Here is a 12,803-nt window from a genome sequence, read left to right as displayed (position 1 = left end):
GCCGGAGGAGGGCCATGGGAAAGCGCTCTAGGGCAGGCGGGCCGAGCAGATCGGGTAGCAACACGGCGAAGACGAAAAAGCGACGCAGCGTGCCGAAGGCATCGCGCGCTTCCGTTTCCGCGCGGGCAAAACCTGGAGCAGCGCAGCTTGCTCTCGAACTCCAGGAAGCGAGAAAGCGGCAGGCCGCGACGGCCGAGGTCCTCAGACTCATCTCGGATGCGCCGACTGATCTTCCGCGCGTGTTCGACCGGATCGTCAGGAATGCGGCGCGGCTCTGCCAGAGCGTTCTCAGCGCCGTCTATCGCAGCGACGGGGAACGCGTTCATCTTGTCGCCTATGACCAGTTCTCGCCGGAATCGATCGCGGCGGTGCAGAAAGCCTATCCGGCGCCGATCGCGAGCGAAAACCTCATCTCGGTTGCCGTTCGCGAGCGGCGCGTCGTGCACGAGCCGGACGTGCTCGTCTCCGGCGGATACAGTGAATTGCAGCGGACGTCGAGCTATCGCAGCATCCTCGTGGTGCCGATGCTTCGCGACGAGGTCGCAATTGGCGCCATCGCCGTCATGCGGCTCGTGCCGCAACTATTCCCCAAGGCGCAGGTCGAGCTGTTGAAGACGTTCGCGGGACAAGCGGTCATCGCAATCGAGAACGCGCGGCTCTTCACCGAGGTGCAGGAGCGCACACGGCAGTTGTCGCAATCGCTGGACGAACTGCGCGCCGCCCAGGACGGTCTCCTGCAAACGGAAAAACTCGCCGCTTTGGGACGGCTCGTGGCGGGAGTCGCGCACGAGATCAATACGCCCGTCGGCACCAGTCTGACGGTCGCCTCCGCCTTCGCCAACAAGGCCAATCGTTTCGAAGCCGACGTCGCGCGCGGCGATCTACGTCGTTCGACCCTCAACGAATTCATCGCAGCCGGCCGCGAGGCGGCATCGCAGATCATCATCAACCTCAATCACGCAGTCGATCTGATCCAGTCGTTCAAACAGGTCGCGGCCGATCGCAACGTGTCGGATCGCAGGCGCTTCGATCTCGGCGAGGTCACCGAGCAGGTCGTCAAGGGACTACGCTCCGGGCTACGCAGCGAAAATCTTTTAGTCAGGGTCGAATGCGAACCCAATCTCGCGATGAACAGCTACGCCGGGCCTTACGGCCAGGTGCTCACCAATCTCGTGATCAACTCCGCGGTGCACGCCTTTCCGGACGGCGTGCGAGGATCGGTTCATATCGCGGCGCAGGCGCACGGCAAGGACAAGGTCGAAGTGCTGTTTTCGGACGACGGCTGTGGCATGACCGCCGAAGTCAGGCGCCAGGCGTTCGATCCGTTCTTCACAACAAGACGCGACCAGGGCAGCACCGGTCTCGGACTGCACATCGTCCACAACATCGTCACGAGCCGTCTGGGCGGCCGGATCAAGCTGGAGACGGAGCCCGGTGCCGGAACGACATTCCGCATCATCGTGCCGCGCGAAGCACCGCCGGAATTCGTCGCGAAGTGAACGGCGGACGGTTGAGCCGAGCTCCCCTTCCGTCGCGCTGAGCAACGTCTTCGAACGCTCCGAAGATGACGGTCGGCCGTTCTTTAGGCCTGAAGCGGGATGGGTTTTGGTTGAATCGCGGCGCCCAGAACGCAGAGCACATCGTAGGGAGAGGTCGAATCTCCGAACGGCCAACCGAACCTGATTTCATCCTGCTCTAATTTCGCCAAAATGGTATTTATTCCTAGTTACGGGGCAGGACTGTTGTGTAGGAGTCCTGTATGTTCAGACCTATTCTTATTGCGTCTCTCTTTGTCGTGACCAGTTCGATCGCTTCGGAAGCACGTCCTTTTCGCACCAGCACGGCACTGGAATGTAATGTGACGATGCCGTGCGACTTCTCATTGTCTCAAGTTCGTCGCGAGAGAGTTTTGCCGGACGCGAGACGAACGCACCTCGTGACGCGAGGAGCGGTCGCTGACGCTCAAGCCGCCGTGACACAGGTGAATGTTTCCGGCACCCAGATCGTCGGCGGTCGCCCGTCCGGGTGCCCTCGAAGCTTCTGCGGCTGCGGCGCGGCCTTGCATGTCTTCGGCCGGATCGTCCCGGAATTGAATCTTGCGGCCAATTGGCTGCGCTTCCCACGGACAGCGCCGGCACCGGGCATGGTTGCGGCACGGCGCGGACACGTCTTCGTCTTGGAGCAACACCTCCAAGGCGACATGTGGATGGCGTACGATGCCAACTCAGGCAATCGCTCAACGCGAATTCACGCGCGGTCGCTGCGAGGCTATACCGTCGTCAACCCGCACGCGACGTGACGACAATTAGGTCGTCAGGTCGCTCCCCTGCGCAGAGATCATTCCCCGCCATGTAGCTGCGCGCGAAAGGCGCGCGGCGAAAGCCCAGTCGCGGCGGCGTAGACCCGGCTGAAATAGGCCGGGTCGTCGAAGCCGAGTGCGTAGGCGATCGTCGAGACCGGCAGGTTCGTGTAGACGAGGTTGCGCCGCGCCTCGCGTATCAGGCGGTTGAGGATCAGATGCGAAGCAGTGTCTCCGGTCGCGGTGCGCGTGATCCGGTTGAGATGGGTCGGCGTCACCGACAGCGCCCTGGCATAGTCGGCAACGCTCCAGCGTCCGAGATGGTGCGCTTCGAGCAGCGCCTCGAAGCGGCGGAACAGGTCGGAGTCCGCTGAGCCGCCGCCGCCACTCCTGCCGGTGAGCTCGCGGGCCACGAGACCAATCACCGCCGCCGACAACGCGCGCAACACATGCGCGCGGCCGAAGTTGCGGCCCGCGTGCTCGGCAAAGATCTGCTTCATGGTAGTGCGGATCTGCGGCGTGCCGCGCACCACGGCCGATTGCGACAGCGTGCCGCGCAGGCCTTCCGAGGCGAGCAGCGCCTCGTCGAGAATTTCGGCCGCGATCGTCAGCACCCAGCCCTGGGTATCAGGCACGAAGCGGAAACCGTGTACGTGGCCGACCGGTACGTTGACGATCTGCATCGGTTTCAACGGCACCACACGCCCGTCGAGCGTTGCCTCGCCCCCGCCGCGTTCGATCAGCAGCACCTGGTGCAGCCGCGCGTGGCGGTGCACGGCCAGCGTCCAATCATGCAGCACCGAGCGGGAGGCGATGGTCTCGCAATGCACGACGTCGGGCAGATCGCCGGATTCGCCGAACAAATTGTAGACCTTGATGGCCGTTGTCGAGGGAGCACGGGGCATGTTCGAATTGTACAAGACAAAGGCCGATCCCTCCATCGGTTTACCGCACGAAATCTGCGAAAAACCCGCAAACGGGAGGACGGGAAAATGAAAGTTCAGGTCTGTATCATCGGCGGCGGCCCGTCGGGGCTGCTGTTGTCCCAGCTCCTGCACCTCAAGGGCATCGACACGGTCGTGTTGGAGAAATACAGCCGCGACCATGTGCTCGGCCGCATCCGCGCCGGCGTGCTGGAGCATGGCTTTGCCGAGCTGATGCGCGAGGCGCAGTGCGGCGAGCGGATGGACCGTGAAGGCGAGATACACAAGGGCTTCGAGATCGCCCATGACGGCGTGCTCTCGCATATCGACCTTCACAAACATTCCGGTGGCAATTCGGTGCTGGTCTACGGCCAGACCGAGCTGACGCGCGATCTCTACGAGGCGCGCGACCGTCTCGGCGGCAAGGTCGTGCACAATGCCGAGGACGTCACGCCGCACGATCTCAAGTCGGACAAGCCGTTCGTGACCTATCGCGCGAACGGGGAGACAATCCGCGTCGACTGCGACTACGTCGTTGGCGCCGACGGCTTCCACGGTATCAGCCGCAAGTCGATTCCGAAGGACGTATTGCGCGAATTCGAGAAGGTCTATCCGTTCGGCTGGCTCGGCGTCCTGTCGCGCACAAAACCGGTCTCGCCGGAGCTCATCTATGTGAAGCACGAGCGCGGCTTTGCGCTCTGCTCGCTGCGCTCGCAGGTGCTCAGCCGCTACTACATCCAGGTGCCGCTGACCGACAAGGTGGAGGACTGGCCCGACGAGGCGTTCTGGGCCGAGCTGAAGCGCCGTTTGCCGGACGAGGTCGCCAGCCGCCTGATCACCGGTCCGTCGATCGAGAAAAGCATCGCGCCGCTGCGCAGCTTCGTGGCCGAGCCGATGAGCTATGGCCGTCTGTTCCTCGCGGGCGATGCCGCCCACATCGTGCCGCCGACCGGCGCGCGCGGGCTCAACAGCGCAGCTTCCGATATCTATTATCTCTATCACGCGATGCTCGCGCACTATCAGAAGGGCGATGATTCCGGCCTTGAGAGCTATTCAGCCAAGGCGCTGGCGCGAATCTGGAAGGCGCAGCGCTTCTCCTGGTGGATGACGATGATGCTGCATCGTTTTCCCGACCGGATCGACTACGAGGACAGGCTGCAGCAGACCGAACTGGAATATTTGTTCTCGTCCGAGACGGCGCAGCGCCTGCTCGCGGAGAATTACGTCGGATTGCCGTTCTGAGACGAGCATGCTGCCTTCCCTTCTCCCGCAAGGGGAGAGGGTGCAGCGGCGCGCTTGGCGCTACTTGCCTTCCAGCGTATTCACCGGCGTCCAATCCGCGGCTGGCGGATTGGTGATGAATTCCTTGGCGCGCATTGCAAAGAGCGCTGATGGTGCGTCTGTTGCAGCGACGTTGTCGAAGCAAGCTGCTGCCTTCGCGAATTCGCGCGCCCGCCAGTGGGCAAGCCCCCCGGCATAGCCCATCGCCGTCTTCGCTTGCTCTGCCGTCTCCACGCCTCGCGCGGCCAGCGGCTCATAGACCCTGATAGCCTCGTCGCGGCCTTTGACACGGACGGCGTCGAGCTCGCGCCAGACAAATTTGTCGGCGGTTTGCGCGACCGTCATTTCGGAGGCCATGATCGAGGTCGCAAAGTATTTGTTGGCGCCTTCGAGGCGTGAGGCGACGTTCACAGTATCGCTCATGACGGTATAGTTGAAGCGCCGGTGCGAGCCGATATTGCCGACCACGGCCTCACCGGTGTTGAGGCCGATGCGGTGCGCAAGGCTTTCGAAGGCGGTGTGGTTGCGGTTGAGCTCGTCGAGCCGCGCGTTGCAGGCAAGCGCCGCGCGCACGGCATTGCAGGCGTGATCGGGATCGGCGACCGGGGCGCCGAACACAGCCACGATGGAATCGCCGATATATTTGTCGACGTAGCCGCCATGGCTTTCGATGACGTCAGTCATGGCAGAGAGATACGCGTTCATAAGCGCGACCAGCTCGCTAGGTGCCATCTTTTCGGCGATCGAGGAGAAACCGGCGAGGTCCGAGAAGAACACGGTGACGTTGCGCATCTCGCCGCCGAGCGCGGGCATCTTACCGGAAGTCACCATGCTCTCGATCACCTGCGGGGCAAGGTAGAGCGCAAAACTCCTGCGCAGGAAGCGTTCACCCCGGTCGGCGATGATGAAACGGTAGCCGATCATCATGGCGCTAGAGGCAAGCCCTGCGAGCGCCGGCTCGGTCAAAGGCAGGGTGTGGGCGCGAACGAACAGGCTCACCGCGCAAGCGGTGTAGACGGCCATGAGTGCAAGATAGGCGAGCGCCGCGCGGCCCGGCGCAAGCAGGCAGGAAGCGAATGCGATGATCCCCGCAATGACGATCGTGAGAACGGTTCGCATGGGGAAGCCGAGCTCGCTCACCGCATCGCGCTCCATCAGATTGCGCACGACGGTCGCGTGGATAAAGACGCCGGCTATGTCGCTGCGTGCTGCCGGTGCCTTCCGTGAGGGGGCGGGCAGGGCGCATCGCGGTGCCGACGTGCCGTCATATCCGCCCGCGAGATGCAGCGACGTGAGCTTGCGGTCGTAGACATTGAGCACGCTGCCGAGAATGACGACCTTGCCGTCAAAGGCGCGGTGGAAGAACTCGCCGTTGCCTTTCTCGACGCAGGCGCGCAGATCCGCGAAGGAAAACTTCGGAACGTCGCGGCCGACGCCACGGAAATTGAGCGTCAGCGTGTTCGGCACGGCACTCGGGATGGCGTAACCGGCGAGCACCGTGCTGCCGTCCGGCGCAAGCTCGGGCTTTGCGCCGAGCGCGCGCGAGGCCAGCTCGACCGCCATCGCGGGAACTTCCTTGCCATCGATCGAAAAGCTCAGCGGCATTCGCCGGATGATGTCGTCGGGGTCGGTGTTGACGTTGAGCGCGCGGATATTGCCCTTCACTGCCAATTGCTGCGCGCGGTAGGGAAAGTCCGGATGCTCGTTGCTCACGATCGCGCCGAGCACGAGCTTCCCGGCATCGGACGACTTGCGCAGGGCGATCAGGTAGTCTCGGTCAAAGCCCTTCATGCGGTCGCCGAGCGGCGCATCGCCAAAGGGTATCTCCGACTGCTCGATCGAGCTCGGAAAGATCACGTCGAAGCCGACCACCTTGGCCCCGCCATCGACTACGGCACCGATCACCCGTCCGATCTCACGCGTCCAGGTCAGCGTCGGCGACCCCTTGAACGGGGGCGTGTCATAGGTTTCGTCGTCGATCGCGATGACGACGACGGGTGAGGCGGCGGCATCGCGACGATCGCTGAAAAGCCTCGCGCTCAGGGCCGTCAAGATGTCAAGCGAAAGCCCTTGCAGCGTATTGAGAGGCGGCGAGGTGAAGACGGTGCCTGCGAGCAGCGCGATCACGATCGCCGCAACGATGTCCCGCCTGCCGATCCCTCGCATCGCCCCGTCGCACGCCGCCTATTCGAGCCGCAGCAGCCGACCGACGATCGGTGTTGCAGACGAAGTCGCGTGAGCATCGATCTGAAAGGTGTAGTGCCGCGCGCCGAGGGTCGCGAGATAGGTGCCGCCGGGCGTCAGCGTCTTGCCGGCCTTTGCGAAATCGTAGAACTTGCCGGCAACCAGACTATCGCTCTTCAGCGGTACGGTGATCGTCGGCTCCTTGCCGTCTGTGCGCTCGATGACCAGCGTGCCGCCGCTCTTGGCCTGGACCAGCGGCGAGACGCCGTAGATTGTGGGCAGTTTTGCCGGCGCGTCTTTCGTGTCCGAGCGCACGGTGCGGAAGGTCGTTGCCGCGCTCTGGTTGGCCTCGCGCTCGGTGAGCTGCGCGGCGTTGGCGTCGCAGGGCACCTTGATGCGCTGGACGTCACCGAGCTGCACCGAGCTCTGCTCGGCGCCGACGAGGACGACGCCGCCGGTGATGGTCTCGCGCCAGCACGATTTGAGATAGCCGAGTACCAGGGTGCCCTTTGGGCCGAGCTTGACGACCTTGCCGGGCGCCACGTAGTCCATGAACTCGACGCCGTCGACCTTGCCCTGTACGTCCTCGACGATCGCGGCCGGAGTTTCGGCCCATGCGGGCGCAAGGCAAAACACACCGGCCATGGCACCGATCAGGCGTCTCATGAGCTTTCCCATCCAATTCGAAAGGTCCCTGGCGTCCCTGCGCAGCAGGGGGCGGCCGCAGGAAATGTGACCAGAATCACTCTTGTTATTGGTGCACTTTATTCGGGATAGGTTCAATGCGAAGCACGCAGGGCGTGATGCCGCCCGATCGGCTGGGAAGCCGTTTTGGAGGCCGCCGTCAAAGTTGCCGATCGGCGAGTTCGCCGACCGGCCCGCCCAGCGTCTGAGACGGATATTCGCCGAACATCGCGCGGTAGTAATGCGAGAACCGTCCGAGCTCGTAGAAGCCCTGCTGCATTGCGACGGTGGCCACGGTCGTCGTGCCGGGAACGCTATCGCGAAGGATCGAGTGGATGGCGCACAGGCGCTTGTGGCGGAGGAAGGTCACCGGTCCCACGCCGAACACTTCGTTGAAGGCGCGGTGCAGCGAGCGACGTGGCACGCCGAGCGCGGCGCAAATCTCCGAGATATGGACCGGACGGGTCCCAGCCTCTTCCAGATAGTCCTCGACCTTGCGGATGATCCGTCGGGCCGACGGCAAGCGCGCACTTCCGCCCGGCGGCAATGCGGACAGGACGGTCATTCCCATGCACTCGGCGATCGATCGCTTCCAGAACTCGGCGGATGACTCGGACAGGGCGCCGTCATGCGTGCCGAGCTGGAGCACGATCCGGCTCAGCCGGGATGCGGCGACGTGGCCGACGTCAAGATCGGCGCGAAAGTGGTTCTTGTGGCGCCAGCTTTCGGGATCAGCAAGCCGCGGCTCACCACCGAAGATCGAGGCGACCTCATCGAGGTCGAACCGCATCGCCGCATAGGCGGAGGCGCCATGGAAGATGCCGTCATGCTCGACCAGCGGGGGCATCACCAGCACATCGGTCGGCCGCATGTCGAACGACCAATGGTTGACCCTGTCTTCCGCCGTCAGCAGCATGCCGACGATAAGCTTGTCGTCGCTGGAAATCCGCTGCGTCCGCATGCCGACGTTGAAGGAGCCGATGCTGAGCGAAAAGTCGCCGATGCCGACATGAGACAACGTGCCGCGGAGCCTGCCGCGCCCGAGCTGCATCACGTCGACATGCGTCCCGTGGACAGCCTGATGCAGCCCTTCGAAGCCGTCGAGCTTTCGCGAATCAACCAGTAGATGCGTCCCCATTTGATCAGCGTGATGCCCAAGCGTGTTGATTCTGCGGCAAGTTGCAGCCCGGGTCATCACAGCGGCGCGATGGGCTCTGTTCCGCAGTTGAGGAAAATGATCCTCGAATTTCATAGGAGGGATTTCCCGGCTGCGCTGGGACGATGGGGGATACCTTGATCGCGCTCCAATGCCTGGGCCGTGCTCGCAAGCTGCCCTGGCACGATCTGCACATCACAGCGCGCGAAACTTGAGTTAGCTTTTGCAACCTCAACGATATTCGTCGCGATCATCCGCTGAAGGCGGATCACGCGCCGCAAGGCCGGCTGCGTGCGCAGTGACGCGCACGCAGAGAAAAGGAGGAGAGGGGGCCATTGGCTTTTTCAAACCTCCGGCAGATATGGGAACCCGACCAATGTGCCGTCTGAGACGCGCAAGCCGCAGCCGTCGAAATCCCCGGATACCACCACCCTGAGGCAGCGGGAACGATGTGGAGTCTGACCATGTTTCGGGCGGACATGGATCACTGCGTGTGGCGGCCGGATGACACGCGGAGCGGTGAGATGGTGTTCGTCTCCGGCGACACCTTCCTGATGGGCTCCGACCATCACTATCCCGAGGAAGCGCCGAGCCACCGCGTCTCGGTCGACGGCTTCTGGATCGATCGCACGCCAGTGACCAATCGGCAGTTCAAGGAGTTCGTCAACGCGACCGGCCATGTCACCGAAGCCCAGATCGTTCCTGACCCGAAGGACTATCCCGGCGCGGTGCGCGACATGCTCTATGCTGGCTCGCTGGTTTTCTCGCCGCTTCCGCGCATCACCGATCCCAGGGATTGGAGCCAATGGTGGATCTTCATGCGCGGCGCCAACTGGCGGCATCCATACGGACCGAAGAGCAACCTCAGGGGGCTCGACGATCATCCAGTCGTCCACGTCTCCCATAGCGACGCGCTCGCCTATGCGCGCTGGGTGGGCAAGGATTTGCCGACCGAAGCGGAATGGGAGTTCGCCGCGCGCGGCGGGCTCGACGGTGAGGAATACGCCTGGGGCAACACGCTAACGCCGGGTGGCAGGCATATGGCGAACATCTGGCAGGGAAGGTTCCCTGTCCAGAATCTCGGCGAGGATGGGTTCGAGCGTACCTCGCCGGTCATGGCCTTTCCTGCCAACGGCTACGGCCTCTACGACATGATCGGCAATGTCTGGGAATGGACCGCCGACTGGTGGTCGGCCAGGCACCAGGCGGACGCGGCGAAGCCATGTTGTATCCCACTCAACCCGCGTGGTGGATCCGAAGCTGCGAGCTTTGATCCATGTCAACCCGACATACGCATCCCCCGCAAAGTTTTGAAGGGTGGCTCTCATCTTTGCGCGCCGAACTACTGCCGCCGCTACCGCCCGGCCGCGCGCCACGCCGAGCCGGTCGATACGTCGACCTGTCACGTCGGGTTCAGGTGCGTGGTGAGGTCGCCGTTTGCCGTTGGACACAAGCAAGAAGGAAGTGCTGCAACATAGGGAGTATCGAATGAGCAGCGAGTTGGAGAACAAGAACAACCAGTCCCGGGCTGACCAGACGATCAATCGCAGAAACCTACTTCTAGGCACATCCTCAATCGTCGCCGCGGCGACGCTCACATTTGAGGCACTGGCGCAGGCGCAAAAGGCTGCACCCCTCGCCGTCGCAGCCCCGTCCGGCCGCAAGCCCAACATCCTCGTCATCTTCGGCGACGACATCGGCCAGACCAATATCTCCACCTATTCCTTCGGCGTAATGGGCTATCGCACGCCCAACATCGACCGCCTCGCCAAGGAAGGCATGATGTTCACCGACTACTATGCCGAGCAGAGCTGCACGGCGGGCCGCTCGTCCTTCATTACCGGGCAGTGCACGCTGCGCACGGGCCTTTCCAAAGTCGGCATTCCCGGCGCGACCGTCGGCTTGCAGGCCCGCGACGCGACGATCGCTGAACTCCTGAAGCCGCTCGGCTACGCCACCGGGCAATTCGGCAAGAATCATCTTGGCGACCGCAACGAATACTTGCCGACGCTGCACGGGTTCGACGAATTCTACGGCAATCTCTATCACCTCAACGCCGAGGAGGATCCCGAGAACTGGTTTTATCCGCGCGATCCCGGCTTCCGCGAGAAATTCGGACCACGCGGAGTGCTCCGCTGCAAGGCGAGCGACCGCGACGATCCGACCGAGCATCCGCGCTTCGGCAAGGTAGGCAGGCAGACCATCGAGGACACTGGTCCGCTGACGAGGAAGCGGATGGAGACGATTGACGATGAGACGTCGGCCGCAGCCATCGACTTCATCAAGCGGCAGGCGCAGGCGAACACGCCGTTCTTCTGCTGGTTCAATTCCACGCGCATGCATTTCCGCACTCACGTTCGCGCCGACCATCGTGACAAGCCCGGCTTGAACTCGAGGACGGAGTATGCCGACGGTATGATCGAGCACGACGCGACGATCGGGACGATCCTGAAGACGCTGGACGATCTCGGCATCGCCAACGACACGATCGTGCTCTACACCACCGACAACGGCCCGCACCAGAACTCGTGGCCGGATGCCGGTACCACCCCGTTCCGCAGTGAGAAGAATACCAATTGGGAAGGCGCGTTTCGCGTGCCGTGCCTGATCCGGTGGCCCGGCCGCATCGCCGCCGGCTCGATTTCCAATGAGGTCGTCAGCGGTCTCGACTGGATGCCGACACTGCTGGCGGCGGCCGGCGATCCCGACGTCACGCAGAAGCTGCTTACCGGCCATATTGCCGGCGGCAAGACCTTCAAGGTGCATCTCGACGGCTATAACCAGCTTCCCTATCTCATGGGCCAGCAGCCGAACAGCGCGCGCAAGGAGTTCATCTACTTCAACGACGACGGCGATCTGGTCGCCGCGCGGATCGAGAACTGGAAGATCGTCTTCGAAGAGCAGCGCGCGCCCGGGACGATGCGGATCTGGGCCGAGCCCTTCACCAAGCTTCGCGTTCCCAAATTCTTCAACCTTCGCTCCGATCCATACGAGCGTGCCGACGTCACGTCGAACACCTACTATGACTGGCTGATGTCGGATGCCGCTGGCGTCATCGTCGCGGGACCTGCGATCGTCAGCCAGTTCCTGGCGACGTTCAAGGACTATCCGCCCAGCCAACGGCCGTCGAGCTTCAGCATCGATCAGGTCGTCGAGAAGATGCAGCAGAGCTTCGAATCTGTGCAGAGCAACTGATGCGAGCGATCGCCAGGATTCGAAGCCAAGACGCGTGAAGGGGACCAGTCATGCCGAACATCAGGCCGCTCGGAATCGGCGCACTTGCCCTTGCTGCCGTGTGGCTGCCGTCGTCGGCCCTCGCCGATTCCGGCGGCGTCAGCTTCTGGCTTCCCGGCATCTTCGGTAGCCTTGCCGCCGCCCCGACGGTGCCGGGTTGGGCCTATTCGACGATCTATATCCATCTGCAGGCGAATGCCGGAGGCGGGCAAACCTTCGTCACCAGCGGCGGTGTACCGGGCTCGGTCGCCGCTGGCATCAATGCGCACGCTGACGTGCTCGTTCAAGGTATCACCTATACTTCGCCGATGCCCGTGCTCGGCGGGCAGGCCGCCTTCACCGTGCTCACGGCGCCGGGGAACATCGGTGTGGGCATCGACGCCTCGCTCACCGGGCCCCGAGGAAACACCATCTCGGGAAGCAAAACGGACGATCGCACGACGCTGACCGACGTTTTCTATCAGGGCACGTTGAAATGGAATCAGGGTGTCCACAATGAGATGGTTTACGTCACCGGCAACATCCCGAGCGGCACCTATGATTCGAGCCGCCTCGCGAATTTGAGCTTTGGCTTTCCCGCGGTCGACGCAGGTGCCGGTTATACGTATCTCGATCTGAAGACCGGACATGAATTCTCGGTGGTTGGCGGGCTCACATACAATTGGATGAACCCATTCCTTCAGTACCAGAACGGCATTGATTTCCATGTTGACTGGGCGGCGTCGCAGTTCGTCAGCAAGAATGTCCATCTCGGCGTCGCCGGCTACTTCTTCCAGCAGCTCACCGACGACAGCGGTCCGGGGGCGAAGCTCGGCGGTTTCAGGGGCCGCGCAATCGGCATCGGTCCGCAGATCGGATTCATCATTCCACTGTCGCAAGGCTACCAGGGCTATCTCAATGTCAGGGGTTACAAGGATATCGACGTCGAGAACCGGCCCAACACCTGGACGGCGTGGGTGACGTTCTCGGTCTCGCCCGCGCCGCCGGAGCCGGCATCGGCTAAGCCGATCGTGCGGAAATACTAGGGAGGGTAGGCGGGATG

General features: G+C 63.0%; 10 protein-coding genes. 6 read left to right on the top strand and 4 right to left on the bottom strand.

Going from position 1 to position 12,803, the window contains the following annotated elements:
• Positions 1-14 precede the first annotated feature (14 nt).
• Positions 15-1,499 (top strand): ATP-binding protein, encoded by a 1,485-nt coding sequence (locus tag SO139_RS15740; protein ID WP_449380060.1) that lies wholly within the window; start codon positions 15-17, stop codon positions 1,497-1,499.
• Between the two features lie 260 nt (positions 1,500-1,759).
• On the top strand, positions 1,760-2,299 hold the full coding sequence (locus tag SO139_RS15735) for a hypothetical protein (protein WP_449380061.1): 540 nt from the start codon (positions 1,760-1,762) through the stop codon (positions 2,297-2,299).
• Positions 2,300-2,337: 38 nt separating this feature from the next.
• On the opposite strand, the gene SO139_RS15730 is transcribed toward SO139_RS15735, so the two are convergent.
• Entirely contained in the window at positions 2,338-3,240 is a 903-nt protein-coding gene (locus SO139_RS15730) for a helix-turn-helix domain-containing protein (protein ID WP_474802322.1), read from the bottom strand.
• 51 nt (positions 3,241-3,291) lie between these two features.
• On the opposite strand from SO139_RS15730, the gene pobA reads away from it, so the two are divergent.
• Positions 3,292-4,464, top strand: coding sequence for a 4-hydroxybenzoate 3-monooxygenase (pobA, locus tag SO139_RS15725; protein WP_449380063.1), 1,173 nt, complete (start codon positions 3,292-3,294; stop codon positions 4,462-4,464).
• A 60-nt stretch (positions 4,465-4,524) separates the two neighbouring features.
• On the opposite strand, the gene SO139_RS15720 is transcribed toward pobA, so the two are convergent.
• From SO139_RS15720 to SO139_RS15710, 3 genes are all read right to left on the bottom strand, one after another.
• Entirely contained in the window at positions 4,525-6,669 is a 2,145-nt protein-coding gene (locus SO139_RS15720; RefSeq protein WP_474799894.1) for an adenylate/guanylate cyclase domain-containing protein, read from the bottom strand.
• 18 nt (positions 6,670-6,687) lie between these two features.
• The gene (locus SO139_RS15715; RefSeq protein WP_498540206.1) at positions 6,688-7,353 is read right to left on the bottom strand and encodes a hypothetical protein; all 666 of its coding nucleotides are present in this window, start codon (positions 7,351-7,353) and stop codon (positions 6,688-6,690) included.
• Between the two features lie 178 nt (positions 7,354-7,531).
• Positions 7,532-8,509, bottom strand: coding sequence for a helix-turn-helix domain-containing protein (locus SO139_RS15710; protein ID WP_474799896.1), 978 nt, complete (start codon positions 8,507-8,509; stop codon positions 7,532-7,534).
• Between the two features lie 482 nt (positions 8,510-8,991).
• On the opposite strand from SO139_RS15710, the gene SO139_RS15705 reads away from it, so the two are divergent.
• Genes SO139_RS15705 through SO139_RS15695 form a run of 3 tightly spaced genes read left to right on the top strand, consistent with a single transcriptional unit; the run spans position 8,992 to position 12,786 of the window.
• Entirely contained in the window at positions 8,992-10,005 is a 1,014-nt protein-coding gene (locus tag SO139_RS15705) for a formylglycine-generating enzyme family protein (protein ID WP_449380067.1), read from the top strand.
• Between the two features lie 10 nt (positions 10,006-10,015).
• Entirely contained in the window at positions 10,016-11,722 is a 1,707-nt protein-coding gene (locus tag SO139_RS15700; protein WP_474799899.1) for an arylsulfatase, read from the top strand.
• A gap of 50 nt (positions 11,723-11,772) precedes the next feature.
• On the top strand, positions 11,773-12,786 hold the full coding sequence (locus SO139_RS15695) for a SphA family protein (RefSeq protein WP_474799901.1): 1,014 nt from the start codon (positions 11,773-11,775) through the stop codon (positions 12,784-12,786).
• Positions 12,787-12,803 lie beyond the last annotated feature (17 nt).

It is taken from the genome of Bradyrhizobium sp. UFLA05-89 (assembly GCF_059803475.1).
The sequence above is the reverse complement of the archived record's forward strand: the minus strand, read 5'-3'. Positions and strand labels throughout refer to the sequence as shown.

What these genes read in the sequence shown, in the direction of transcription:
- SO139_RS15740 (WP_449380060.1), top strand. Translation starts at nt 15, where the DNA reads ATGGGAAAGCGCTCTAGGGCAGGCGGGCCGAGCAGATCGGGTAGCAAC.
- SO139_RS15735 (WP_449380061.1), top strand. Translation starts at nt 1,760, where the DNA reads ATGTTCAGACCTATTCTTATTGCGTCTCTCTTTGTCGTGACCAGTTCG.
- SO139_RS15730 (WP_474802322.1), bottom strand. Translation starts at nt 3,240, where the DNA reads ATGGAGGGATCGGCCTTTGTCTTGTACAATTCGAACATGCCCCGTGCT.
- pobA (WP_449380063.1), top strand. Translation starts at nt 3,292, where the DNA reads ATGAAAGTTCAGGTCTGTATCATCGGCGGCGGCCCGTCGGGGCTGCTG.
- SO139_RS15720 (WP_474799894.1), bottom strand. Translation starts at nt 6,669, where the DNA reads ATGCGAGGGATCGGCAGGCGGGACATCGTTGCGGCGATCGTGATCGCG.
- SO139_RS15715 (WP_498540206.1), bottom strand. Translation starts at nt 7,353, where the DNA reads ATGAGACGCCTGATCGGTGCCATGGCCGGTGTGTTTTGCCTTGCGCCC.
- SO139_RS15710 (WP_474799896.1), bottom strand. Translation starts at nt 8,509, where the DNA reads ATGGGGACGCATCTACTGGTTGATTCGCGAAAGCTCGACGGCTTCGAA.
- SO139_RS15705 (WP_449380067.1), top strand. Translation starts at nt 8,992, where the DNA reads ATGTTTCGGGCGGACATGGATCACTGCGTGTGGCGGCCGGATGACACG.
- SO139_RS15700 (WP_474799899.1), top strand. Translation starts at nt 10,016, where the DNA reads ATGAGCAGCGAGTTGGAGAACAAGAACAACCAGTCCCGGGCTGACCAG.
- SO139_RS15695 (WP_474799901.1), top strand. Translation starts at nt 11,773, where the DNA reads ATGCCGAACATCAGGCCGCTCGGAATCGGCGCACTTGCCCTTGCTGCC.